Annotated in this window: 23 protein-coding genes; 10 read left to right on the plus strand and 13 right to left on the minus strand. The window is 52.2% G+C overall.

Annotated features, from left to right (window positions below):
* Positions 1–55: 55 nt before the first annotated feature.
* On the minus strand, positions 56–1,267 hold the full coding sequence (gene gltS / locus AC2FC2_RS21945; RefSeq protein WP_209640167.1) for a sodium/glutamate symporter: 1,212 nt from the start codon (positions 1,265–1,267) through the stop codon (positions 56–58).
* 242 nt (positions 1,268–1,509) lie between these two features.
* On the opposite strand from gltS, the gene AC2FC2_RS21950 reads away from it, so the two are divergent.
* Together AC2FC2_RS21950 and AC2FC2_RS21955 are read left to right on the plus strand one after the other, a co-directional pair.
* The gene (locus AC2FC2_RS21950) at positions 1,510–2,910 is read left to right on the plus strand and encodes a nucleobase:cation symporter-2 family protein (RefSeq protein WP_209640170.1); all 1,401 of its coding nucleotides are present in this window, start codon (positions 1,510–1,512) and stop codon (positions 2,908–2,910) included.
* A 128-nt stretch (positions 2,911–3,038) separates the two neighbouring features.
* Entirely contained in the window at positions 3,039–4,700 is a 1,662-nt protein-coding gene (locus tag AC2FC2_RS21955; RefSeq protein WP_209640173.1) for an AsmA family protein, read from the plus strand.
* Positions 4,701–4,744: 44 nt separating this feature from the next.
* On the opposite strand, the gene fabY is transcribed toward AC2FC2_RS21955, so the two are convergent.
* The 5 genes from fabY to typA form a co-directional block, all read right to left on the minus strand.
* Positions 4,745–5,692 carry a fatty acid biosynthesis protein FabY gene (gene fabY / locus AC2FC2_RS21960; protein WP_209640176.1) on the minus strand — a complete coding sequence of 316 codons (948 nt, stop codon included), beginning with the start codon at positions 5,690–5,692 and terminating at the stop codon, positions 4,745–4,747.
* 23 nt (positions 5,693–5,715) lie between these two features.
* Positions 5,716–6,153: a D-aminoacyl-tRNA deacylase gene (gene dtd, locus AC2FC2_RS21965; protein WP_209640179.1), complete on the minus strand. Its 438-nt coding sequence runs from the start codon at positions 6,151–6,153 to the stop codon at positions 5,716–5,718.
* Positions 6,150–7,040 (minus strand): virulence factor BrkB family protein, encoded by an 891-nt coding sequence (locus AC2FC2_RS21970; protein ID WP_490659903.1) that lies wholly within the window; start codon positions 7,038–7,040, stop codon positions 6,150–6,152. Before AC2FC2_RS21970 ends, dtd begins: the two co-directional genes overlap by 4 nt.
* Positions 7,041–7,215: 175 nt before the next feature.
* Positions 7,216–7,806, minus strand: a complete 591-nt coding sequence (gene yihX, locus AC2FC2_RS21975; protein ID WP_490659904.1) for a glucose-1-phosphatase — start codon at positions 7,804–7,806, stop codon at positions 7,216–7,218.
* Positions 7,807–7,970: 164 nt separating this feature from the next.
* On the minus strand, positions 7,971–9,794 hold the full coding sequence (gene typA, locus AC2FC2_RS21980) for a ribosome-dependent GTPase TypA (RefSeq protein ID WP_037421790.1): 1,824 nt from the start codon (positions 9,792–9,794) through the stop codon (positions 7,971–7,973).
* Between the two features lie 370 nt (positions 9,795–10,164).
* Between typA and glnA the strand changes: the two genes are divergently transcribed.
* The 4 genes from glnA (at position 10,165) to AC2FC2_RS22000 (ending at position 14,589) form a co-directional block, all read left to right on the plus strand.
* On the plus strand, positions 10,165–11,574 hold the full coding sequence (gene glnA / locus AC2FC2_RS21985; protein ID WP_020837667.1) for a glutamate--ammonia ligase: 1,410 nt from the start codon (positions 10,165–10,167) through the stop codon (positions 11,572–11,574).
* Positions 11,575–11,882: 308 nt separating this feature from the next.
* Positions 11,883–12,932 (plus strand): nitrogen regulation protein NR(II), encoded by a 1,050-nt coding sequence (glnL, locus tag AC2FC2_RS21990; protein ID WP_265556779.1) that lies wholly within the window; start codon positions 11,883–11,885, stop codon positions 12,930–12,932.
* Between the two features lie 8 nt (positions 12,933–12,940).
* Complete coding sequence (gene glnG, locus AC2FC2_RS21995) at positions 12,941–14,353, plus strand: nitrogen regulation protein NR(I) (RefSeq protein ID WP_265556780.1); 1,413 nt, start codon at positions 12,941–12,943, stop codon at positions 14,351–14,353.
* 113 nt (positions 14,354–14,466) lie between these two features.
* The gene (locus tag AC2FC2_RS22000) at positions 14,467–14,589 is read left to right on the plus strand and encodes a YshB family small membrane protein (RefSeq protein ID WP_209640194.1); all 123 of its coding nucleotides are present in this window, start codon (positions 14,467–14,469) and stop codon (positions 14,587–14,589) included.
* A gap of 47 nt (positions 14,590–14,636) precedes the next feature.
* On the opposite strand, the gene hemN is transcribed toward AC2FC2_RS22000, so the two are convergent.
* Together hemN and yihI are read right to left on the minus strand one after the other, a co-directional pair.
* On the minus strand, positions 14,637–16,010 hold the full coding sequence (gene hemN / locus AC2FC2_RS22005; protein WP_402322230.1) for an oxygen-independent coproporphyrinogen III oxidase: 1,374 nt from the start codon (positions 16,008–16,010) through the stop codon (positions 14,637–14,639).
* A 182-nt stretch (positions 16,011–16,192) separates the two neighbouring features.
* Positions 16,193–16,744: a Der GTPase-activating protein YihI gene (gene yihI / locus AC2FC2_RS22010; protein ID WP_490659905.1), complete on the minus strand. Its 552-nt coding sequence runs from the start codon at positions 16,742–16,744 to the stop codon at positions 16,193–16,195.
* 750 nt (positions 16,745–17,494) lie between these two features.
* On the opposite strand from yihI, the gene yihA reads away from it, so the two are divergent.
* The gene (gene yihA, locus AC2FC2_RS22015; protein WP_209640203.1) at positions 17,495–18,145 is read left to right on the plus strand and encodes a ribosome biogenesis GTP-binding protein YihA/YsxC; all 651 of its coding nucleotides are present in this window, start codon (positions 17,495–17,497) and stop codon (positions 18,143–18,145) included.
* Positions 18,146–18,424: 279 nt separating this feature from the next.
* Here yihA and spfP read toward each other — a convergent pair whose 3' ends face one another.
* Both spfP and polA read right to left on the minus strand, forming a co-directional pair.
* Positions 18,425–18,472, minus strand: a complete 48-nt coding sequence (gene spfP, locus AC2FC2_RS22020; RefSeq protein WP_071892919.1) for a small protein SpfP — start codon at positions 18,470–18,472, stop codon at positions 18,425–18,427.
* A gap of 207 nt (positions 18,473–18,679) precedes the next feature.
* Positions 18,680–21,472, minus strand: coding sequence for a DNA polymerase I (gene polA, locus AC2FC2_RS22025; RefSeq protein WP_490659906.1), 2,793 nt, complete (start codon positions 21,470–21,472; stop codon positions 18,680–18,682).
* Between the two features lie 504 nt (positions 21,473–21,976).
* Here polA and yihG point away from each other — a divergent pair.
* Positions 21,977–22,867 (plus strand): 1-acylglycerol-3-phosphate O-acyltransferase, YihG family, encoded by an 891-nt coding sequence (yihG, locus tag AC2FC2_RS22030; protein ID WP_209640209.1) that lies wholly within the window; start codon positions 21,977–21,979, stop codon positions 22,865–22,867.
* Positions 22,868–22,913: 46 nt separating this feature from the next.
* On the opposite strand, the gene dsbA is transcribed toward yihG, so the two are convergent.
* From dsbA to AC2FC2_RS22045, 3 genes are all read right to left on the minus strand, one after another.
* On the minus strand, positions 22,914–23,537 hold the full coding sequence (dsbA, locus tag AC2FC2_RS22035; RefSeq protein WP_037421819.1) for a thiol:disulfide interchange protein DsbA: 624 nt from the start codon (positions 23,535–23,537) through the stop codon (positions 22,914–22,916).
* 29 nt (positions 23,538–23,566) lie between these two features.
* Positions 23,567–24,553 carry a serine/threonine protein kinase gene (locus AC2FC2_RS22040; protein WP_265556784.1) on the minus strand — a complete coding sequence of 329 codons (987 nt, stop codon included), beginning with the start codon at positions 24,551–24,553 and terminating at the stop codon, positions 23,567–23,569.
* Positions 24,554–24,657: 104 nt separating this feature from the next.
* Complete coding sequence (locus AC2FC2_RS22045) at positions 24,658–24,927, minus strand: YihD family protein (protein WP_265556785.1); 270 nt, start codon at positions 24,925–24,927, stop codon at positions 24,658–24,660.
* 152 nt (positions 24,928–25,079) lie between these two features.
* Between AC2FC2_RS22045 and mobA the strand changes: the two genes are divergently transcribed.
* Together mobA and mobB are read left to right on the plus strand one after the other, a co-directional pair.
* Positions 25,080–25,673: a molybdenum cofactor guanylyltransferase MobA gene (gene mobA / locus AC2FC2_RS22050; protein ID WP_490659907.1), complete on the plus strand. Its 594-nt coding sequence runs from the start codon at positions 25,080–25,082 to the stop codon at positions 25,671–25,673.
* Entirely contained in the window at positions 25,666–26,184 is a 519-nt protein-coding gene (gene mobB, locus AC2FC2_RS22055) for a molybdopterin-guanine dinucleotide biosynthesis protein MobB (protein ID WP_490659908.1), read from the plus strand. The genes mobA and mobB overlap by 8 nt, the downstream gene beginning before the upstream one ends.
* Positions 26,185–26,287 lie beyond the last annotated feature (103 nt).

Here is a 26,287-nt window from a genome sequence, read left to right on the forward strand (position 1 = left end):
TTCAGGCATAGAAAAGGCGCCCGCAGGCGCCTTTTTCGTTATGACGGCCGGTGAATCAGCCAATCGCCGGGAACACCGGCAACAGCAGATACAGTTTAATCACAATCGCGTTGGCGATATCAATAAAGAACGCCCCCACCATTGGCACCACCAGAAACGCCAGGTGCGATGGACCGAAGCGATCGGTAATCGCCTGCATATTGGCTATCGCCGTCGGCGTCGCACCCATACCAAAGCCACAGTGACCCGCAGCCAGTACCGCGGCATCGTAATTTTTACCCATCACCCGGTAGGTAACAAAGATTGCGTACAGTGCCATCACCAACGTCTGTACTGCCAGGATCGCCAGCATTGGCAGTGCCAACGAAGCCAATTCCCACAAGCGCAGGCTCATCAACGCCATCGCCAGGAACAGCGACAGGCTAACGTTGCCCAGCACCGATACTGCACGCTCAAACACAGTATAGAAACCGGTGAAGGCCAGTGTGTTACTGAGGATCACACCAACAAACAGCACACAGACAAAGTTTGGCAGTTCAAACACCGTGCCACTCAATAAGCCGGAAATAAACTGACCCAGGCTCAAACAGATGGCAATCATCGCGATGGTTTCAATCATGACCAGCGAGGTAATCAAACGGCCGCTTTCCGGTTTTTCAAAACCGCTTGGCTGAACGCTGTCATCCGGAGACCCTTCCGGTGTAGAAGAGTGCTTCACCAGATAACGCGCCACAGGACCGCCGATCAGGCCGCCCAAAACCAACCCGAAGGTGGCGCAGGCCATCGCAACTTCCGTGGCATTTTCAAAGCCGTAACGCTCAATGAACAGCTTGCTCCAGGCCGCCCCGGTGCCGTGGCCGCCGGACAGGGTAATGGAACCGGCGATCAGACCCATCAACGGGTCCAGACCCAGCATTTTTGCCATGCCGATGCCGATCGCGTTCTGCACCAGCAGCAAGCCCAGCACGACAAACAGAAATACCATCAATGCCTTACCGCCCGCACGCAGCCGCGCCAGGTTGGCATTGAGACCAATAGTGGCAAAGAAGGCCAGCATCAAAGGGTCTTTCAGCGACATATCGAAGCTGATTTCCCAGTTAGCGAATTTTTTCAGGGCTAATAACAGGATAGCCACCAGCAAGCCACCGGCGACAGGTGCGGGAATGGTGTATTTTCTTAACAGAGGGATGCTTGTGACGCATTTGCCCCCAAGGAGCAAAACCAATGTTGCCGCGACTAACGTGCCATAAGTATCAAGATGAAACATCCAGGTACTCCATGTAAGGGAAAAGATCCAATTAATAAATAATAAGTTATAGAAAACCGCTTAGTTTTTAAAACTTGATGAGTGCAGGATTAGAAGTAAAAAACGCTGATAACACAAGAAAAAATGAACGAAAATGCGACATAACCGCCGATAATGCTAACAGAATAGTAACGCGCAACCGTTTGCTTTTGCGGGGTAAATCATTAAAATGCCTGCTTTGCCGTTTCCGGAAATGCCACATCATGACCATGCCATCCGCCGAGCTCGATGCAGAGCAAAAAGCCTCCTCAACGCCGCGCAATAGCGAACTCATTTATCGCCTGGAAGACCGACCGCCATTGCCGCAAACCCTGTTTGCCGCTGGTCAGCACCTGCTGGCGATGTTTGTTGCGGTAATCACCCCTGCTCTGTTGATCTGCCAGGCATTAGGTCTACCGGCACAAGACACCCAGCACATCATCAGCATGTCATTGTTCGCTTCCGGTTTGGCTTCCATCCTACAAATTAAAACCTGGGGACCGGTCGGTTCTGGCTTGCTCTCGATTCAAGGCACCAGCTTTAACTTCGTTTCACCGCTGATTATGGGTGGGCTGGCATTGAAAAACGGGGGGGCCGATGTCCCTACAATGATGGCGGCACTGTTCGGCACACTGATGGTCGCCTCCTGCACCGAAATCCTGTTATCGCGCGTGCTGCATCTGGCGCGTCGCATCATCACCCCGCTGGTTTCTGGCATTGTGGTGATGATTATCGGTTTGTCGCTGATCCAGGTTGGGCTAACCTCCATCGGTGGCGGCTATGCCGCGATGAATGATCACAGCTTTGGCGCGCCAAAAAACCTGATGTTGGCCGGGGCCGTACTCTTGGTCATTATTCTGCTTAACCGCCAGCGTAACCCCTACCTTCGCGTCGCCTCGTTGGTGATCGCCATGGCGGTCGGTTACCTTTTGGCTTGGGTCATGGGGATGTTGCCAGACACTCAGCCGGCCACCGAGACAGCCGCAATTATCATCCCAACGCCGCTGTATTACGGTTTGGGCTTTGACTGGAACCTGCTGCTACCGCTGATGCTGATCTTTATGGTCACGTCATTGGAAACCATCGGGGATATCACCGCGACCTCTGACGTATCGGAACAACCGGTGAGCGGCCCGCTGTATATGAAGCGCCTGAAGGGTGGCGTGCTCGCCAATGGCCTGAACTCCATGCTGTCCGCAGTATTCAATACGTTCCCCAACTCGTGCTTTGGTCAGAACAATGGCGTGATCCAACTGACGGGTGTTGCCAGTCGCTATGTGGGTTTTGTGGTGGCATTGATGCTGATCGCGCTGGGCTTGTTCCCGGCGGTGGCCGGTTTCGTGCAACACATTCCTGAGCCGGTACTGGGCGGTGCGACCCTCGTGATGTTCGGCACCATTGCCGCATCGGGTGTGCGCATCGTGTCGCGTGAACGACTGAACCGCCGCGCGATCATGATCATGGCACTCTCCCTGGCCGTTGGCATGGGCGTTTCTCAGCAACCGCTGATCTTACAGTTCGCACCGGATTGGCTGAAAACCCTGCTCTCTTCAGGCATTGCCGCTGGCGGTATTACCGCTATCGTGCTGAACCTGTTATTCCCGCACGAACACGAAAAGCAATAATCGCCACATTGCTTATCAAACGGCCGCTTGCGGCCGTTTTTTATTGCCTATCAGACCATTGCACTTGAGATGCCCGGCTAATTACGGCATAAACAGGGTATCTTTTTTGACCGACGCGGATGTAGACGATGAAATTTATCGGGAAACTGTTGCTGACGTTGCTACTGCTGGTAGTGCTTGCCATTGCGTTGCTGTACGTCATCGGGCAAACCCGCTGGGCTGCCAGCTGGTTAAGCCGCTGGGTCAGCGATCACAGCGAATATCGCCTCTCGGTGACGAAGCTCTCCCACTCATGGAACCAACCGGGCCAAATCAGCCTGGAAGACGTTCAGTTGGCGAAAAAGAATGGACCACAAGCGCTGGTCGCCAAACGTCTGGATCTCGGTCTCAGCCTGCGCCAAATTACCGAGCCCCGTTATTTCCATAGCGTCACGTTGCGCGACGGTACGCTTAACCTCCAACAGCAAGATGCAGCATTGCCACTACGGGCCGATGTATTGCAACTGAGCAATATGGCGCTGCAATCCAACGATGAAACCTGGCAGCTCAACGCGCAACAAGTCAATGCTGGCATCACACCATGGCAACCCAAAGCGGGCCACCCATTGGGTGAAGATAATCAGTTCCAGTTCAGTGCGGGCTCAATGACACTCAACGGCATCCCCGCCTCAAAAGTCTTGGTGCAGGGCGAACTTAAACAGAATCAGTTGCAGCTCAGCGACTTCGGTGCCGATCTGGCGCAAGGTGATTTGACGGGGGTAGCCACTCGGGGTGCCGACGGCAGTTGGCAGGTGGAACGACTGCGTCTGAGCGGCGTGCGTTTACAGACGCCACTCACGCTGGAGCAGTTCTGGCAGCGCTTCACCGCCATGCCGCCAATCACACTTAAACGTTTTGATTTGATCGATGCGCGGCTGGAAGGAAAAGAGTGGGCATTCAACGATCTCGACCTGTCGCTGCAAAACGTCACCTTCCAACAAGGCGACTGGAGCAGCCCGGACGGCTCGCTCAACTTCAACGCCAGTGACCTGATCAACGGTGGCGTCCACCTGATTGATCCGATCATGAATATGCGACTCTCACCCGCTGGCATCGCTATTCAGCAGTTCACCACCCGCTGGGAAGGCGGGCTGTTGCGCACCTCCGGCAATTGGCTGCGTACCAACAACCGTCTGCAACTGGATGAAGTGGCTGTCGCCGCACTGGAGTACACCTTACCGAGTAACTGGCGTGCACTGTGGTTGCAACCGCTGCCACACTGGTTGGCAGAGGTATACGTCAGTAAGTTGACCACCAACCGCAATCTGATCATCGATATCAACCCTGCCTTCCCATTCCAGGTAACCGCACTGGACGGTTACGGCAGCAATCTGCTGTTGGCACGCGACCACCAATGGGGCATCTGGTCCGGTACACTCAACCTGAACGGCAGTGAAGCCACCTTCAATAAGATCGACGTTCGCCGTCCATCACTGGCTCTGAACGCCAATGACGGGCAGATCAACGTTACCGATCTCAGCGCTTTTATGCCGCAGGGGCTACTGGAAGCCAAAGCCACCATAGAACAGCTACCGGGCAAACCCTTTGCGCTATCGCTGAATGGGCGTTCAGTACCGGTAAATACTCTGCAGCAATGGGGATGGCAACCTGTTCCACTGGAGGGTGACGGTAATCTGCAACTACAGTTGAAAGGCTTGTTGAACAGCGATGGACCGTTTAAGGCTTCATTGCAGGGCCATTTGCAAGCTACCGCCCGCGACGGCCAGACGGTGAACCAGCAACTGCCTTAATGGTTGATTGGCCCTCTCTGGGTTGCGTTGAGAGGGCCACAATATCAATTATCTATTGCCTCGCATCCCCCCTGATCCAGGGGCACTTCGGGTTCGGCAGGCAATACCATGTAAGTACCCTCAAACACCGCACCTCGGTCATCGTCACCAAACAGATGAACTTCTGCCTGTACGCGCGCACGGCGACCGCGTGCCAAACGCGCCAGATCACCGCTCAATGAGCTAAGGTCCGCCACCGCTCGCGGTCGGCCGGTGATAGGTTTGCTGTAACGGATATGAGCATCCGCCAGAATAATGGTGCCACCCAGATGGCGTTCACGCAGTAACAACCAGATCAGCCCCCAGGCCGTCAGCGTAGCAAGGGAAAACAGGCTGCCGGCAAACAGCGTATGGTGCGGGTTCTGGTTGCCAATCTCTGGCATGGTGGTGACAAAACGCTGGCCAGTATATTGACTGATGCGCACCCCCATCTTCTCGCTAAGCGGAATATGATCGTACCAGGCTTGCTGCAACTGGCCGCACCAATCCGGGCGATGCAAAATATCGTCCAGCGTCGCCACGGGTTTAATCATCAGAAAGTGGCGAATCGGCGTGGTTTGCGGTGCGGTAATCTCACCCTGATTAACAAAGCCAAGTTTGGCAAAGAAATCCACCGCGTCCTCACGGGCGCTACAGACCACACGCTTCACACTTTCCTGGCGCGCAACCGACTCCAGGGTCATGGCCACCAGCGTCCCCAAGCCTTTGTCCTGCACCGTGGGATCGACAGCCAGAAAACGAATGGCTGCCTCATTATCGGCGTTGATATACAACCGCCCGATAGCGACAATTTTACCGCCTTCGTCCACCACCATTTGGTGATGCGCCATGGCGTCATAGGCATCCTTTTCCGACCCCACCGGCTGGTGCAGCGGCTTGCGCAGCATTTCCCAGCGGAACTGGTAATAATCCTTCAGTTCTTGTTCTGTTACCGGTACTCGTAGGTGATACATAGACGCCTTCTCTCCCAACACTCTTAGACTTGAAGCCAAAACGTCACCGGCCCGTCATTCACCAGCGCGACTTTCATGTCGGCCGCAAATTCACCGGTTTGGGTTTCTATACCGCGCTCACGGCACTGGCCAACAAAATATTGGTATAACCGATCGGCTTCCTGCGGTACCGCACCGCGTGAGAAGCTCGGACGCATGCCCTTTTGCGTGTCCGCCACCAACGTGAACTGCGACACGACCAACAGGCTACCTCCTGCCTGTTGGACATTGAGATTCATCTTGTCGTTCTCATCGCCAAAGATGCGGTACCCCAACACACGTTCACACAGGCGCACGGCTTTCTGTTCGTTATCATCCTGCTCCACGCCCAATAACACTAACAAACCGGGGCCTATGTTGCCTACCGTCTGTCCATCGACCGTAACGCTGGCATTTAACACCCGTTGAATTAACGCAATCATAACTGCCCTTCTGGTGGCTGATCCTGTTGTTCCGCCTTCTGTTGGCGGTAGTCGCGGTATTCCCCTATTGTCACTGTGATTTCCGCGCCAAGTAACACGATACACCAGCTCCAGTAGACCCACAGGAATAAAATGGGGATCACGGCCAGCACGCCATAGATCAACTGATAAGACGGGAACATGGTGACATACAGGGCAAACCCCTTTTTGCCCAACTCAAACAGCAGCCCCGCGACCAGCGCGCCAATCAGCGCATCTTTAGGTGGCACGCGTACCGTCGGCACGATGCAATACAGCAGCCAGAACGATATCCACGACAGGATCAACGGGAAAATACGCAGCACCTGATCCACCAGGCTGTTGACCCCGGTCTGCGCCAACCAGTTGAGTGACAACAGATAAGAACTGATGGCCATGCTGGCGCCAACCAACAGTGGCCCCAGGGTTAGCACCATCCAATACACAGCAAAGGAGAAGACTATCGGCCGCTGGTTCTTGCTGCGCCAGATGGTGTTCAGCACGCTGTCTACCGAAGAAATCAGCAACAATGCAGTGACAATCAGCCCACAGGTACCGACGGCCGTCATCTTGTTGGAATTGGCGACAAACTGCTCCAAATAACTTTGAATGATATTGCCGGCAGCGGGCATAAAGTTAGAGAAGATAAAGCTTTTCAGTTGGACGCTAATGTCAGAGAACATCGGGAATGCGGCAAACAACGCGAACACCACCGTCACAAGGGGTACCAGTGACAACAAAGAGACGTAAGCCAAGTGACCCGCCAGCATGGTAAGTCCATCACTGTCGATGCGTTTAATCAACAACCGCCCAAAGGTGACGCTAGGTTTGATCGCAGAAGGCAGCTTCTTACGGCGGAAAAATGACATGGGTACCCCTTGATGTCAGTTTTTTACCCGATGGGTTTCAAGTTGCAGCCAGGCAGCAAGCGTAGGGATCCCCAGAGCCTTACCTTAATAAGTCACCGGGGTAAGTACGTGCAGCAAACAACACTGCGGCTTGAAAGACGACAGGCATATACGCCTTAAGCTTAACGCTTCGTGGTCATTGGGCAAAATACGCAGGCACCACGTCACGATCGGTAACGTGTACGACCTGAATCCCTAGCGCTTCAGCCGCTGCCACATTCGCCTCCACGTCATCAAAAAATACGGCCTGATCGGGTGCAGTATTTTCTGCGTTGAGTACATGCAGATAGATGTTGGCATCCGGTTTACGCATGCCGATGTCCTGCGACAAGTACAGATGATCGGCAGCTTCAGCAACCTGAGGGTAGTGCTGTGGCCAATAGTTGCAGTGCAAACGGTTGGTATTTGACAAGACGACGACCCGATGGCCTTCACTGCGCAGGCGCTTCATGATGTCGATCACTTCCGGGCGCAGTGCAACAAACACCGCCTGCCAGCCGGTAGCAAATTGTTCAAAACTGAGGGCGACACCCATTTCATCACTCAGCCGTTCAGCAAAGTCTTCGTCGCTGATCTCACCACGCTCATGCTGTTGGAACAGTTCGCCCATAGTGAAACGCTCAGACAATACGGCCAGCGGCGTACCACTTAAATTGCTCCATACACCCAGTACACGTTTGAAATCGATATCGACGATCACATTACCTAAATCAAAGATATACAGCATAGTCCTCTCCTGATGGGCCGGTGAGATTTTACTGTAGCGGGAAAAACAGAGGCTGAATAGAGAGCAGGAGGAAAAGCGTATAGCACGCGGCAGAAATGAGAAAAGACAGAGGAAAAAACTCAGGGCGCTGGACGCGCCCTAAGTGTTGCAGACTAAATCAGCGATTAAGCGTCTTTAGGACCGCGGCTTGCACGTTTACGATCGTTTTCCGTCAGGTGACGCTTACGGATACGGATCGAGGTTGGCGTCACTTCTACCAGTTCGTCATCATCGATGAACTCCAGAGCTTGCTCCAGGGTCATCTTGATAGCTGGGACCAGGGTAGTTGCTTCGTCAGTACCAGAAGCACGCATGTTGGTCAGCTTCTTACCGGTCAAGCAGTTCACTGTCAGGTCGTTAGAACGTGAGTGAATACCGATGATCTGGCCTTCATACACTTCCGCACCGTGGCCCAGGAACAACTTGCCGCGATCTTGCAGACCAAACAGGGCGAATGCTACCGCTTTGCCTTGGCCGTTAGAGATCAGCACGCCGTTCTGGCGCTGGCCAACTTCACCCGGACGCACATCGTCGTAGTGGCTGAAGGTGGAGTACAGCAGACCGGTACCAGAGGTCATGGTCATGAACTCGTTACGGAAGCCAATCAAGCCACGGCTTGGGATCACGTAGTCGAGACGCACACGGCCTTTACCGTCTGGATCCATGTTTTTCAGGTCAGCTTTACGCTCACCCATGGCTTGCATGACTGAACCCTGGTGCTGTTCTTCGATGTCCAAGGTCACGTTCTCAAACGGCTCTTGTTTACGACCATCGATTTCACGGAAGATAACTTTCGGACGGGATACCGCCAGTTCGAAACCTTCACGACGCATGTTTTCGATCAGAACCGACAGGTGAAGTTCACCACGGCCAGATACGCGGAATGCGTCAGCATCTTCAGTTTCTTCAACACGCAACGCAACGTTGTGCACCAATTCCTTGTTCAGACGCTCAAGGATTTGACGTGAAGTCACGAACTTACCTTCTTTACCGCAGAAAGGTGAGGTGTTGACGTTGAAGAACATGGTTACGGTTGGCTCATCGACAGACAGCGCTGGCAGTGCTTCCACTGCAGAGGTGTCACAGATGGTGTCGGAAATGTTCAGCTCGCCCAGACCGGTGATAGCGATGATGTCGCCCGCTTCAGCCAGGGTCGACTCGATACGCTCCAGACCCATGTGGCCCAGCACTTTGCCCACTTTACCGCTGCGAGTTTTACCTTCGCTATCGATGATAGTGACCTGCTGGTTTGGCTTCACTTTACCGCGCTTGATACGGCCGATGCCGATCACGCCCAGGTAGTTGTTGTAGTCCAGCTGAGAGATCTGCATCTGGAACGGTGCTTCGAGCTCAACCTGCGGTGCAGACACGTGGTCCACGATCGCTTGATACAGCGGGGTCATGTCTTCCGCCATCTCATTGTGGTCAGTACCCGCGATCCCCATCAGTGCAGAAGCATAGATGATTGGGAAGTCGAGCTGCTCGTCGGTCGCGTCGAGGTTAACGAACAGGTCGAAGACCTGATCAACAACCCAATCAGGACGTGCGCCTGGACGGTCAACCTTGTTGATTACCACGATCGGCTTCAGACCATTAGCAAACGCTTTTTTGGTCACAAAGCGGGTTTGCGGCATTGGGCCATCCATTGCGTCCACAACCAGCAGCACCGAGTCAACCATTGACATCACACGCTCAACCTCACCGCCGAAGTCGGCGTGTCCTGGGGTATCCACGATGTTGATGCGGTAGTCTTTCCAATTAATGGCGGTGTTTTTTGCGAGGATGGTAATCCCACGCTCTTTCTCCAAATCGTTGGAGTCCATTACGCGTTCGGTGGCTTCTACACGCTCTCCGAAAGTACCGGATTGTTGCAGCAGCTTATCAACCAGGGTGGTTTTACCATGGTCAACGTGGGCAATAATGGCGATGTTACGCAAATTTTCGATCACAGCTTTGCCTCAGGCATTAGAAATAGCGCGCTATTGTACACGTATTAAGCGAGGGACTAAACAAGATCACAACAGTCTCTTATAAACAACTGTGTACAGGTCAGTATGTGATCCCTTTCACGGTGCAAAAAGCATCATCTGGTGCACTTTTGCACCATTACAGTGCCCCACCTCGCACTGATTGCACCATTTAAGTGCAATACGTCACTAATGGTGCATACTCATTCTGTGCAAAACCCGCACAGAAAGGCGTTTAACACGCTTTCGCAAAGTTGGCACAGTTTTCGCTTTAGTCTTTTCAAGGCAAAAAAAGCCAGTTTCACAGATTCGTTCCACGACGACGACAATGATAAATCCGGGAGAGTTAAGTATGTCCGCTGAACACGTTTTGACGATGCTGAATGAGCATGAAGTGAAATTCGTAGACCTGCGTTTCACTGACACCAAGGGTAAAGAACAACACGTCACCATCCCTGCTCACCAGGTGAATGCCGACTTCTTCGAAGAAGGTAAAATGTTTGACGGCTCCTCGATCGGCGGTTGGAAAGGTATCAACGAATCTGACATGGTGCTGATGCCAGACGCCAGCACGGCGGTATTGGACCCGTTCTTCGAAGAATCTACCCTGATTATTCGTTGCGACATCCTTGAGCCAGGCACCATGCAAGGCTATGACCGTGACCCACGCTCCATTTCCAAGCGTGCAGAAGACTTCCTGCGTTCATCCGGCATTGCGGACACCGTATTGTTCGGGCCAGAGCCAGAATTCTTCCTGTTCGATGACATTCGTTTCGGCAGCAGCATCCGTGGTTCCCACGTGGCTATCGACGATATCGAAGGCGCATGGAACTCAGGCACCCAATACGATGGCGGCAACAAAGGCCACCGTCCGGCAGTGAAAGGCGGCTACTTCCCAGTTCCTCCGGTCGACTCTTCACAAGACATCCGTTCTACCATGTGTTTGACCATGGAAGAAATGGGTCTGGTTGTTGAAGCGCACCACCATGAAGTGGCAACTGCAGGTCAGAACGAAGTGGCAACCCGCTTCAACACCATGACCAAAAAAGCTGACGAAATCCAAATCTACAAATACGTGGTTCACAACGTGGCTCACGCATTTGGTAAAACAGCGACCTTCATGCCGAAGCCAATGTTCGGTGATAACGGTTCTGGTATGCACTGCCACATGTCTCTGTCCAAGAACGGCACGAACCTGTTCGCTGGCGACAAATACGGCGGCCTGTCTGAAACTGCCCTGTTCTATATCGGCGGTATCATCAAGCATGCTAAAGCAATCAATGCCCTGGCCAACCCGACCACCAACTCTTACAAGCGTCTGGTCCCAGGCTACGAAGCCCCGGTCATGCTGGCTTACTCAGCCCGTAACCGCTCCGCTTCTATCCGTATTCCGGTAGTTGCTAGCCCGAAAGCGCGTCGTATCGAAGCTCGCTTCCCGGATCCAGCAGCTAACCCATACCTGTGCTTCGCAGCTCTGCTGATGGCAGGCCTGGACGGTGTGATTAATAAAATCCACCCTGGCGATGCCATGGATAAAAACCTGTATGACCTGCCACCGGAAGAAGAAGCTGAAATTCCAAAAGTTGCAGGCTCCCTGGATGAAGCGCTGGCTGCATTAAGCGAAGACCGCGAGTTCCTGACCCGTGGCGGCGTCTTCACCGACGACGCGATCGACGCTTATATCGACCTGCGTAAAGAAGAAATGGATCGTGTTCGCATGACGCCACACCCGGTTGAATTCGAACTCTACTACAGCGTTTAAGTTTTACCGCGCCGTCTGCGGACGGCGCCCAGATTTAGTTGTCTTTTTTGTTGCCGTGGAAACTTTCTGCCCATCTTCGGATGGGTTTTTTTCTCCACCATATTTTCTGCAAAACTATTCCATACCGCGTACATGACGGATGGAGTAGGATAAATGCACTAAAAAGGTGCAGTCGTCTGCTATGCCCAATGAATTTCAAGGTGCAGCTAGGCGGCAACCGAGCCAACCGACAGGAGCTTGGTCTGCCAAGTGACTGGTGTGAGTAAGAGCAGCCAACAACGCTGCGTCTTGAAAGATGAAGGGCATATATGGCAACTGGCAAGCTGCCCGACGCAGGGCAGATCCTCAATTCGCTCATTAACAGCATTCTGCTGTTGGATGACTCACTGGCGGTTCATTACGCCAATCCGGCAGCACAACAACTGCTGGCACAGAGCTCCCGTAAACTTTTCGGTACGCCGTTACCCGATCTGCTCGGCTACTTCTCACTGAACGTCGATTTGATGCGTGAGAGCCTGCACGCCGGTCAGGGCTTTACCGATAACGAAGTGACCCTGGTGGTTGACGGGCGTGCGCACATCCTCTCTTTGACCGCCCAGGCGCTGCCTGAAGGCTACATCTTGGTCGAGCTGGCGCCGATGGATAACCAACGCCGCCTGAGTCAGGAACAGTTACAACACGCACAACAAGTTGCCGCGCGTGATTTGGTCCGTGGTCTCGCACACGAGATCAAAAACCCATTGGGTGGTTTACGGGGCGCGGCACAGTTGCTGGCCAAAGCGCTGCCTGATCCATCACTGACCGAATACACCAAGGTCATCATTGAACAGGCCGACCGCCTGCGCAACCTGGTTGATCGCCTGCTGGGCCCACAACGGCCTGGCCAGCACATTACCCAAAGTATTCATCAGGTCGCAGAACGCGTTTGCCAACTGGTGGCTCTCGAGAAACCCGATAACGTGACGCTGGTCCGTGATTACGACCCCAGCCTGCCAGAAATGGCACACGATCCGGATCAAATCGAACAGGTTCTGCTGAACATTACCCGTAACGCTCTGCAGGCACTGGGGCCGGCTGGCGGCACCATCACGCTGCGTACCCGCACCGCGTTCCAGATCACCCTGCATGGCAGTCGTTACCGGCTGGCAGCACGTATCGATATAGAGGATGACGGCCCCGGCGTGCCGGCGCAGTTACAAGACACGCTGTTTTACCCAATGGTCAGTGGCCGCGAAGGCGGAACCGGCTTGGGTTTATCCATCGCCCGTAATCTTATTGATCAACATTGCGGAAAAATTGAATTTAACAGTTGGCCAGGACATACCGAATTCTCGGTGTACCTGCCTATTCGTCAGTGAGGTTTTCTATGCAACGAGGGATAGTCTGGATCGTCGATGACGATAGCTCCATCCGCTGGGTGCTTGAACGCGCACTCACTGGGGCGGGTGTGAGCTGCGTGACCTTCGAGAGTGGCAATGAGGTGTTGGAAGCCCTGTCCACGCAAACACCTGACGTGTTGCTGTCTGACATCCGCATGCCCGGCATGGATGGTCTTGCATTACTCAAGCAGATAAAGCAGCGCCACCCTATGCTTCCGGTCATCATAATGACGGCACATTCGGATTTGGACGCCGCTGTCAGCGCATATCAACAAGGGGCATTTGATTACCTGCCAAAACCTTTTGATATCGATGAAGCTGTCGCACTGGTCGAACGTGCTATCAGTCATTATCAGGAACAACAACAGCCGGCGCGCAGCCAGCCAGCTAACGATCCGGTAGCGGATATTATCGGCGAAGCCCCGGCAATGCAGGATGTGTTCCGTATTATCGGACGTCTATCACGCTCGTCGATCAGCGTGTTGATCAACGGTGAATCCGGCACAGGTAAAGAACTGGTGGCTCATGCTCTGCACCGCCACAGCCCGCGCGTCAAATCGCCTTTTATCGCATTGAATATGGCCGCTATTCCCAAAGATCTGATCGAATCTGAACTGTTCGGTCACGAAAAGGGGGCCTTTACCGGTGCCAATCAGATCCGTCAGGGCCGCTTTGAGCAGGCTGACGGCGGAACCTTGTTCCTGGATGAAATCGGCGATATGCCGCTGGATGTTCAAACCCGTTTGCTGCGGGTACTGGCAGATGGCCAATTCTATCGGGTCGGCGGTTATGCCCCGGTTAAGGTAGACGTTCGTATCATCGCCGCGACACACCAGAACCTGGAATTACGCGTACAAGAAGGCAAATTCCGTGAGGATCTGTTCCATCGTCTCAATGTGATACGTGTACACCTGCCGCCGTTGCGTGAGCGTCGTGAGGACATTCCGCGCCTGGCGCGCTACTTCCTGCAGGTGGCAGCAAAAGAGCTGGGCGTTGAGGCGAAGAATTTGCATCCAGAGACCGAAACGGCTCTGACTCGTCTGCCGTGGCCAGGCAACGTGCGTCAATTGGAGAACACCTGCCGCTGGTTAACCGTGATGGCCGCCGGGCAAGAGGTGCTGATTCAGGATCTGCCGAGTGAGTTGTTTGAGACCTCTGCGCCAGAAACCACCAGCCACAGTCTGCCAGACAGCTGGGCCACATTGCTGGCACAGTGGGCCGACCGCGCACTGCGCTCCGGTCATCAAAACTTGCTGTCAGAAGCACAGCCTGAAATGGAACGCACGCTGCTCACCACGGCACTGCGTCATACCCAAGGGCATAAGCAGGAGGCCGCACGTTTGCTGGGCTGGGGCCGCAATACGTTAACGCGTAAATTAAAAGAGTTGGGAATGGAATAGTTTGCGTGATTGATTATAGAAAACGCAATCTGGCGCACAAAAAAACCGCTATGTCAGGCTTTACAGCCAGTAAGGCAGCAGTATGATCGAAGCGCACACTCTGGAGGCTCTCGATGCTGGACTCATTTGTCGCATTCATTTCCCAAGGTGCAGCGCTTGGCTCCGCTGCCAGCCACACGCCACAGGCAGCCGTGGCTGCGGTGCTGTGCGCAGCACTGATTAATTTTTTGAGTTAAATAGTTAATCGAAAAAACAGCCGCTAATGCGGCTGTTTTTTTATTCCTCAAATAACCCGAGAGAATTGCTGCGTGCGCGCCTGCTGACGCAGGTAGATATCAAAGCACATGCAGATATTGCGGATCAGTAACCGGCCACGTGGCGTAACACGGATACCCTGCTCGTTGCGTTCCACCAACCCGTCACGTTCAAACGGTGCCAGCAGTTGCAAATCTTCAGCAAAATAGCTGGCGAAACTGATGCCGAACGGCTGTTCTATTGCCAGGTAGTCCAGCTTAAAGTTACAAATCAACGTTTTGATCACCTCACGCCGCAAACAATCGTCTTCCGTCATAGCCAGGCCGCGCCACAGTGCATTGCCCTGCGCTTCAACGCGGCTGTAATAGGTTTTCAGCTCTTTCTGGTTCTGCGCATAGCTGTCACCCAGCATGCTGATGGCCGAAACCCCCAGCCCCAAGAGATCACTGTCGCCCTGGGTGGTATACCCCTGGAAATTACGGTGTAGCTTTCCTTCACGTTGCGCCACCGCCAGTTCATCATCTGGGCGTGCAAAGTGGTCCATGCCAATAAACTGGTAACCCGATTCGGTCAGGGAGGCGATGGTCTGTTGCAGGATATCCAGCTTCTGCTGTGCCGTCGGCAAATCCACGTCTTTGATTTTGCGCTGGGCCGCGAATAAATTCGGCATATGAGCGTAGTTAAATACGCTCAGACGATCCGGATTTAGCTCTGCCACCCGCTGCAGGGTGTAAGCAAAGCTCTCTGGTGTCTGCTTTGGCAATCCATAGATCAGATCGATATTGGTGGAATTAAAGCCTAGCGCTTTAGCGCGGGCAATCAGCGCAAAGATGAAGGCTTCATCCTGCTCGCGGTTCACCAACCGCTGCACGTCTTTATTGAAGTCCTGCACACCCATGCTCAGACGGTTAAAGCCCTCGCTGCGTAAATGATCGAGCACATCCAGCTCAATCTCACGCGGATCGACTTCGATCGACATTTCAAGATCGGGGAGAAAATCAAAGTGTTGCCGTAACAGCGCTACCAGCGTGCTGATTTGCGTTTTGCTTAGGTAGGTCGGTGTGCCGCCGCCCCAGTGTAACTGGCCAACCTTACGCCCGGCAAACAGGGGGGCGCGCTGGGCGATCTCCTGTGCCAGCACCGCCAGATACTCATCCGCCTTGTGTGTCTGACGCGTCACCAGCTTATTACAGCCACAGAAATAGCAGAGCTTGTGGCAGAAAGGGATATGTACATACAGCGACAGAGAGCGCTCAGGATAACGCACCGCGGCGCGTTGAAACGCCGCTTCGTCGTAGTCCTGGTTAAACTCCAGCGCTGTGGGGTATGAGGTGTAACGCGGCCCTGAATAGTTATATTTCTGGATCAGGGCCAGATCCCAGACAATTGCCTGTTCTGACATGCTCACTCCTTCCGATATTTTTTCCTACCGGGCCGGGAAATGGGCAGTTGTCTACGCTGTCTGGCCGCGGAAGCGCTGCGGTAACGTGATTTACGTTTAGACAGCCGCCATAGTTTACCGAATAACCACAGCAGATAACACATCAAGAGTAGGGCTATTGTCAGGATCAACCACATGACGCGTTAAATTACGTCTTTTGGGTTACCGCCTTTCAGCAGTTTAAGGATATCTTCCCGCTTCTCTTCTTCTTCTTCATCGTCGTCGCCCAACTCAATACCCAGCTGCTCCATCAGGGCATCGATACGGTCCAGTGTCTGATCAACGTAGGACTGATCTTCAGCATTCAGCGTCTCACCGTCATCAATGCGATCCAGCAGTGCATCCAGACGTTCATCATTTTCCAACTTCGCCAATTCTTCTTCCGGCGACAGACGAGGTTTAGGTTTCGCTTCAGCTTTTGGTTTTGCCTGCGGTTTGGCTTTTGGCTGGGCTTCAACCACCAGCGCTACCGGCACTTTACTGCCAATGCGCGGATCTTTGGTTTCTGCCCCTGCTTTATTTTTCGTCTTCGCGGACTCAACCTGGGTGCGAGAACCGGAAGCAAGACCACGGCGTTTTTTTGCACGCTTGCGTTCACGGGCTTCCTGATCGAGCTCCACACGGCTTTTCTTTTTGGTTTTCGACGTCGCCGCGCTGCTGCGTGGGGCGCGAGGTGCTTTTGATGGCTGGTTCATAGCGTATGCTCTTAGGTATGTAGATTCAGTATAGAGATAGATGCTATACGATTGCGGCGGAATCTAGCAGAAAGCGAACAAAGAAAAAAGGCGGCAGGTTAAACCCGCCGCCTATTTACCCCTTCTTTCGAAGGATATTCCTGCTACGCGATCCCTGCGCACACTCAACATCCTGGTCTTTCCTTTTGCTATAACCGCATTCCCTGCCACACTACATCCTTCATCCTGAAAGGAAAATCGTCCATGGCGCAATCCGTACGCATTCGCTCATCCTGAGCGTGCTTCCTGCTGGCATCCCAATTGCAGTGACTTCACCATCCTTGTGCTATTTGCATATTCAGATGCAAACAGATCAATTCCTTCTGTGTTCTTCCTGGTACTCATCAGCACGCCCCGTGCTCTCCATGAGATTTATCACCCTTCCTGGATGTTCCTTAATCCGGCACAGCCTTGTGCTAAAAGCCACTTTACGCGATCAACGCTTACGCTCAAGGCATCTGCCGTGTAATTGGCATATCGAAGAATGCAGCAGATAATTAACTTTTTGTTTTTTAATTAAAATAAAAAAAACAGCTTTCGAATAAAGCGACATTACCCACTATTCGAATGGCGAATGTCTCACACGTGTGAGCAGGCCCCACAGCCATGCCCTGCTAGCTTGGCGCTTAAAAACAGAGAAACACACCATTTTTACCGCTGATGCAGTTATAATCGCCAACCAGTTAGCCATCCTCACGGAGACGAAAAATTTTGACCAGCAAGAATTACAATTACCATGTGACCCATTTCGTCACCAGTGCGCCCGATATTCGCCACCTGCCGGGGGATGAAGGTATTGAAGTCGCGTTCGCCGGCCGTTCCAACGCCGGTAAATCCAGCGCGTTAAATACACTGACCAACCAGAAAAGCCTGGCGCGTACCAGTAAAACGCCGGGACGTACGCAGCTGATCAACCTGTTCGAGGTTGAAGAAGGCATTCGCCTCGTCGACCTGCCCGGCTACGGCTACGCGGAAGTGCCTGAAGAAATGAAACGCAAATGGCAGCGTGCTTTGGGTGAATACCTACAAATGCGCAACTGCCTGAAAGGTCTGGTGGTGCTGATGGATATCCGTCACCCATTAAAAGACCTCGACCAGCAGATGATTCAGTGGGCCGTCGATGTAGGCACTCCGGTACTGGTTCTGCTGACCAAGGCAGACAAGTTGGCATCCGGTGCGCGTAAGGCACAACTCAATATGGTACGTGAAGCCGTCGTGCCATTTATGGGCGATATCCAGGTTGAAGCTTTCTCTTCACCGAAAAAAATCGGCGTCGACAAGCTGAGCCAAAAACTGAATACCTGGTTTAACGAGATCCCACCGGAAGTGCTGCCAGAAGATGACGACACCGCTGGCGAATAAAATACCGCAGGTACCGCAATAGCCGATGTGAAAACACATCGGCTTTTTTTATGCTCAAAAACCTGTGAGCTCAGGCATTTTTCGTTATCTAATTACAGTTATGACCAAAAGCCATCATAAATTCTTATAGCGATTTAATGTGAAGAGTAAGAAAAACGGGCAATTACAGAAGATTTGTTGAAGCAGAATAGGGTGAGGGAGATAAGAGAAAACGATGGTTTTATTTTGTTTTTACAATAAAAAACGCCCCAGTCAATACTGACTGGGGCGGCTAAATATTCAGCCAAATCCGATTACGTGAAGTAAAAGGTCTGAAAGATAGAACATCTTACCTCTGTACCCTACGCGAGTAACTTTACATGATTTTTTCGCAGTGCAAAAGAATTTTTTGTAGTTTACTTACACAGTTTAGCGCGTAATAACGGCGAGGTTGGAGAAACAATCGCCGTTTCTTGTAGCTTAATTACAAAAACTGCTTAGGTTATCGCCAGTTAGCAGATCCAAGGTGGATATGGCTGGCGAACCTCAACATGATCAGTGAGCTTCATCCCAGTTAGCACCCACGCCTACGTCCACCTTCAGCGGCACTGCCAGCATCATGCTATTTTCCATCAGCTCGCGAATATGCTGGCTGGATTCTTCAATCACCGACTCATGCACCTCGAACACCAATTCATCGTGTACCTGCATGATCATACGTACCAGCGGTTTCTCTTGGGCTTGCAACCAGGCATCCACTTCAATCATCGCGCGTTTGATAATATCCGCGGCGGTCCCCTGCATTGGGGCGTTAATCGCCGCGCGCTCCGCCGCCTTACGACGCATGCCGTTGCTGGAGTTTACATCTGGCAGATACAGCCGGCGACCATCCAGCGTACTGACGTAACCCTGACTGGCCGCCTGTTGGCGAGTACGCTCCATGTAGTCCAGTACACCTGGATAGCGCTCAAAGTAGAGATCCATGTAACGCTGAGCTTCACCACGAGGGATCCCTAACTGACGCGCCAGACCAAATGCGCTCATCCCATAAATCAGGCCAAAGTTAATCGCCTTCGCACTGCGACGCTGTTCGTTAGTCACTTTGTCGAGTGGCAGGCCAAACACCTCTGCGGCGGTGGCACGGTGGATGTCCTCGCCAGCCGCAAAAGCCTTCAGTAACCCTTCATCCTGAGACAAATGGGCCATAATGCGCAGTTCAATCTGAGAATAGTCGGCAGCAACGATACGGTAACCTTCTGGGGCAATAAATGCCTGACGGATGCGGCGCCCTTCGTCGTTACGCACCGGAATATTCTGCAGGTTCGGATCACTGGAAGATAGCCGCCCTGTCGCCGTCACCGCTTGATGATAGGAAGTATGCACGCGCCCACTGACCGGATTGATCATCAGTGGCAATTTATCGGTATAGGTCGTTTTCAGTTTTGCCAACCCACGGTATTCCAGAATCACCTTCGGTAACGGGTAATCCAGTGCCAATTCCGCCAATACTTCTTCGTTGGTCGACGGCGCACCACCCGGGGTTTTCTTCAATACCGGCAGCTTTTGTTTTTCGTACAAAATGGCCTGCAACTGTTTGGTCGACGCCAGATTGAATGGCTCTTCCGCCAGTTCATGGGCTTGAATCTCCAATTCAGCCAAGCGCTTGGTCAGTTCGATAGAATGCGTAGCCAAAATACTCTGATCAATCAGCACCCCGGTCCGTTCTATATGTGATAACACCGGCAACAGCGGCATTTCTATCTCATTGAATACCGTCAACAGTTCTGCGCTTTCCTGCAACTGTGGCCACATTGCCAAATGCAACTGCAGCGTGACGTCGGCATCTTCGGCAGCGTAAGGTGCCGCCTGCTCCAATGCGATTTGATTGAAGGTAAGTTGTTTTTTACCCTTACCGGCAATCTCTTCGAAGGTCACAGTTTTATGACCAAGATAGCGATCGGACAAGCTGTCCATGTCGTGACGGCCTCCCACGCTGTCCAGCACGTAGGATTCCAGCATGGTGTCGAAGGCAATGCCACGCAGACTGATGTCATAACGTGCCAACAGGCCCATATCAAACTTCAGGTTTTGCCCGACTTTCAGCGCTTTCTCATCTTCCAGTAACGGCTTCAGAGTGGCCAACACATGGTCGCGGTCCAACTGCACTGGCGCATCAAGATAGTCATGCGCCACGGGCAGATAAGCCGCTTCACCCGGGGCAATAGCAAACGACAGGCCGATCAGATTTGCGGTCAGTGTGTCCAGGCCATCGGTTTCAGTATCAAAGGCAAACACGTCAGCTTTTTTAAGTTTTTCCAGCCACTCGGCGAACGTGTCTTCATCCAAAATGGTGACATAGCCCTCTTGCGACAACGTCGCTTCGGCAGGCTCTTTTTCAACTGCCGCAATGGCCTTTGGCGCACTGGCGGCTTTCACGCCAGTCCTCTTTTTACCTTCCAGCCAGATACCGGCCTCAACATCTGCCAGCCAGCGTTTAAATTCGTACTGTTTGAACAACTGTTGCAACGCGTCTACGTCTAACGAAGACACTTCGAGATCGGCGCAGGTGAGATCCAGCTCGACGTCAGTCTTGATGGTCGCTAGCTTGTAGGAGAGGTAGGCCATCTCTTTGTGTTGTTCCAGCTTGGCCGCCATCGTCTTGGCGCCACGGAAACTGAGCGTCGCAATACTGTCCAGATTGGCATACAGCACATCCAGCCCACCAAGCCCCTGCAACAGCCCCTGAGCCGTTTTCTCGCCCACACCAGGCACACCAGGTATGTTATCCGAGGCATCCCCCATCAGCGCCAGGAAGTCGATGATCAACTCTGGAGGAATGCCATACTTGTCGCACACTTCCTGTGGGCCAAGGATCGTATTGTTCATTGTGTTGATCAGGGTGACATTCGGTGTGACCAGCTGCGCCATGTCTTTATCACCGGTGCTGATCAGCACCGCATGACCCGCTTTTTCGGCTTGCTGTGCCAGCGTACCTATCACGTCGTCTGCTTCCACGCCAGGCGTGACCAGCAGCGGTAACCCCATGGCCTTGACCATTTTGTGCAGCGGCTCAATTTGCGCGCGCAGATCGTCCGGCATCGGTGGCCGGTGCGATTTATATTCTGCGAAGAGCTCATCGCGGAAAGTTTTTCCTTTCGCATCAAACACCACCGCAACATGGCTTGGCTGATACTGCAACAGCAGGCTGCGCAGCATATTCAGCACGCCGTACATTGCCCCGGTCGGTTCACCCGCAGAGTTAGTCAGCGGAGGGAAGGCATGATAAGCGCGGTAGAGGTACGAGGAACCGTCAACCAGGATTAATGGGTTTTCTGCAATCTGGGCCATAGCGTTACTTTATCTTTATCGTGATCGGACATAGCGGTAAGAATGCCATAGCTGGCCGCCTGAGACGAACCTTAGCGTGCATTAAGGATAAAAATCATGTGATTCTGCGAAGCGATCCGCAAGATCCTACCTGTGGATAACTTTGTGCATAGAAAAGACAATAAATTATAACGATGCGTTTATCGTTATAATGGGAAATAAAATTCCTATTTAAATCACTGCGTTAAATGGCGCTATTTTCGTTAGGAGTGATTATCGACTTTTACACGATTTGTGGATATAACTTGCACTCAATTTTAATCGCACTATTCATCAAATTTGGCGCCTCAATTACCATAGCACAAGATGAAAAGGTTGCACGAAAACGCAGCAACTGCCTATTTCTTCCGCGATAAAACAGTTACGGTTAACAGGCACTTTCCCTCTTTAATTTCTGTTAAAATATTTTTTTGTTCATGCATACCGGCATGTAACGCTGTTCTCATCAACCGTCAGCCCATAACCATGCCAAGATTGTTATCCCCTGTTATTTTTATACTTTCTGCCCTGCTCGCCATTTTGGTGACCGTACTGTGTTCGATCCCAATCACACTGGCCGGCATCATTAAACTCCTGGTGCCCTTTCCTGCCGTGTGGAAACGCATCTCAGCCTTTGCCGATTTTATGATGTGGTGCTGGTGTGTAGGGTTGGCACTGCTATTGCGAATTAACGGGCAACTGCGTTGGGATATTGAAGGGCTGGAAGGGCTGCAACGTAAAAACTGGTATCTGCTGATCAGTAATCACGAAAGCTGGTCGGATATTGTGGTGCTCTGCGTGTTGTTCCGTAACCATATTCCCATGAATAAATACTTTCTTAAGCAACAGCTAGCCTGGGTACCCTTTGTCGGCCTGGCCTGCTGGGCGCTGGATATGCCATTCATGAAACGCTACTCGCGTGGCTATTTACTCAAGCACCCTGAAAAGCGCGGCAATGACATCGAAACCACACGCCGTTCTTGCGAGAAGTTTCGTAAACGTCCGACCACTATCGTCAATTTTGTAGAGGGTTCGCGTTTTACTGAAGCCAAGAAAATTAAAAGCAATTCCCCCTACCGCAATTTACTGGCCCCTAAAGCCGCAGGTATTGCTTTTACACTCAGTGCATTAGGTAAGCAGTTCGATAAAGTGTTAAACGTCACCCTACTTTATCCGGATAATACTGAGCGGCCGTTTATGGATATGTTATGCGGTCGATTGAAACGCATTGTGGTGAGAATTGAGCTGCTGCCAATCGATGAAACCCTGCATGGGGATTACTTCAACGACAAGCAGTTCAAGCGACGTTTCCAACTTTGGCTCAATACCCTGTGGCAGGACAAAGATCGCCTGCTTGATAAATTGAAGCGGCAATAGAGAAAAAAAAAGCCGGCTAAGCCGGCTTTTTAACGTTTAATCTCGGTTACTTCTGCTGGCTGAGGTATTTAACCACGTCGGCGAATTGCTTCACGTAAGCATCCATCGAACTGGTGTCCAGACCATCGTTTTTAACCATGTATTTACCGTTAACAAATACAGCCGGGACGCCACGCAGTTGCAGATCTTCTGCGGCTTTCTCCTGTTGAACCACCAGGGATTTAACTACGAAGCTGTTCAATGCTCCGTCATAATCCGCCGCACTCACACCTGCTTTCACAAATACATTGCGGATATCGTCCGGGGTTTGCACAGTTTGAGTCTTCTGCACCGCTTCAAACATCAACGGGCTGACTTTATCTTCCACGCCCAGCGCCATTGCAACGGCCCATGCCTGAGTCAGCTGTTTGCCCAGCGGCCCCAGGAACTCAACGTGGTATTTGGTCATTTTGGTGCCCGCAGGCAGTGCTTTTTTCACATTTTCAGAAACGTGATAAACCTGCTCAAACTGATAGCAATGCGGGCAATAGAAGGAAAAGAACTCCAGCACCTGAGGTTCACCGGTCACTGGCTTATCCAGGGTTACGTACTGAGTGCCATCGCTAAACTGCGCAGCCGAGGCACTAAATGCCATTACCATGCCAACGAGTGCCAACCATATTTTCTTCATAAGACTAAACTCTCCATTGTGTTAAAGCTTCAATACATTGGCATCAGCTGCAGAGGGGGTTCCTGCAACAGCTTAACCTGCTCGGTGAATGCCGTCGTCTGAGATAACCAGAAATCAGACTCCGCCATCCACGGAAAACTTTTAGGGAATGCAGGATCTTGCCAGCGGCGAGCGACCCATGCCAAGTAGTACAGCATACGCATCGCACGCAGCGGCTCGATCAACGCCAATTCACTTTGATCAAACTCGGCGAACTCTGAGTAAGCCTCCAGCAGAACATCTAACTGCATCAAGCGATCGCGACGTTCTCCGTGCAGCAGCATCCACAAATCCTGTATAGCCGGGCCATTACGTGCGTCATCAAGATCAACAAACAGCGGGCCATCACGCCACAGAATATTGCCTGGGTGGCAATCACCGTGCAAACGACGCGGCTGCCAGTCCAAATGCCAACACTGTTTAATCGCTTCAATCAGCGTATCGGCCGCTTTCAGAAAGCTTTCTCGCTGTGCCTTCGGCAACAGTTCACAACCAGCAAGTACCTCACGCGGTGCAGTCAGGTACTCTTCAATGCCCATTGTCGGGCGCTCAACAAACAGGCTTTCACTGCCCACCTGATGAATACGCCCAAGGAAACGCCCCACCCACTCCAGCTGATCGAGATTATCAATCTCATACTGCCGCCCCCCAACACTGGGAAAGACAGTAAAAAAGAAACCGCTGTGCGTATGCAATGTTTGCCCTTGCAGGAGCAAAGGAGCAACTGCGGGGATCTCCGCCAGAGCAAGATCTTGGGCAAACTGGTGTTCTTCACCAATTTGCTTCGCGCTCCAGCGCTCGGGCCGGTAAAACTTCACCACATAGCGCTGACGATCTTCATCCATAAACTGATAGACGCGGTTCTCATAGCTATTGAGTGCGGTTAGCCCGGAGTCGACCCGCAGGCCAATCCCTTCCAGCGCGTCCATAATCAGGTCGGGCGACAGGGTCTGAAAATTAAAAGCAGAGTTGTTCATAACAACATTCGGTTTCTTTTGGTGACATCACTGTGCCGGGAATGAGAAATAGTAGCATTAATGACAGGTTTCACGAGCAACGGGTTCACCGTACCGCACGAATGTTAATCCTTTATCACGCCGCGGGCGCGCAGTAATGCTGTCTTAAAGTCTTCTTCGTAGTCTTTCTTCAGGCCAGGGATCTGCTCAGTGCCGGCGCTGCCGCGCATTTTCAGATGGTAGATCAGGATATCATCACTCAGTTCGTCCAGATTGCCCTGAAAACCGGCTTCCTTTGCCAGCTTTTGCAAAAACTGAATCAAGTTAAGATCCGGATCTTCCTGCCAAGCTGGCTGTAACAGCTCAATCAGCTCGTTTACGCGGTGCGTTTTCATCGCAATATCGTCCATTAGAATGAATAAACACACAAAGTAGCAGGCTTACCAACGCAGTGAAAGAACCAGCTTGTCAATAAAGGTAAATCCTGATGCCATACCGGCTTTAGCGCTACAATCAGGGCGTTAGCCATAAATTCGGAATAATAATTATGCACGAGGATATTACCGGCATTATTTTAGCCGGTGGGCGCGCAACACGTATGGGCGGGGAAGATAAAGGCCTGGTTCACGTTGCCGGCGTACCGCTATATCAATACGTACTTTCTCGGCTACGACCGCAAGTGGGCCACATAGCAATTAGCGCCAATCGCAATCAGATACGTTATCGGGAAAGCGGTCTGCCTGTCATCAGCGATCTGACAGCAGATTTTTCCGGGCCGCTAGCTGGCATGCTGGCAGGGCTAAAACACGCGACGACAGAGTGGGTCGCCTTTGTACCCTGCGACGTGCCCGACTTTCCCAGGACATTGGTTGAACAGCTCTGGCAGCAAAAGGGCCAGGCTTTGGCCGCCTATGCCAGCGATGGGGAGCGGGCACATCCAACCCTGGCACTGCTGCACACCAGCCTGGTACCTCAGTTAGCCGCTTATCTGGCACGCGGAGAACGCAAATTGATGTTGTTCCTGGATGCGGTAGGTGCAGGGAAAATAACCTTCGAAGGCCAGCAAGCGGCATTCCATAATTTGAATACTCAGGAAGATTGCCAGCGTTGGCTGCAGGAAAAAGGACTCACCAATGAATAATTCTTTTCCCCCGTTACTGGCTATTGCCGCTTACAGCGGAACAGGTAAAACCTCACTACTTAAGCAATTGATTCCTTTATTAAAGCAGCGGGAAATCCGTGTCGGACTGATAAAGCATACGCATCATGATATGGATGTGGATACGCCAGGAAAAGACAGTTATGAACTGCGCAAAGCCGGTGCCAATCAAACATTGGTCGCCAGCGATCGCCGTTGGGCATTAATGACCGAAACACCAGAACAGCCGCCCCTGGATCTTCAGTATCTGGCCAGTCGTTTTGATCGCACCAAGGTCGACCTCATTCTCGTCGAGGGGTTTAAACATGAGCCTGTCAGCAAGATCATTATCTATCGTGAAGAGATAGGCAGGCCACTTGAAGATATGTTGGATGAGTTTGTTATCGCCGTTGCCAGCGATCGGTTAATCACTGAAAAGGTTAGGTTGTTGGATCTCAATAACCCAGAATGTATTGCTGATTTCATCGTGGATTGGTTGAAAAGCGCAGCGTAGCTGCGTAATTTTTTTCTTTCGCACACAGCAAAAAGGCCATCCTTGCGGATGGCCTCTTGGCTTAATTGATGCCTGGCAGTGTCCTACTCTCGCATGGGGAGAC

It is taken from the genome of Serratia sp. CoH_122_TC_1 (genome assembly GCF_058191755.1).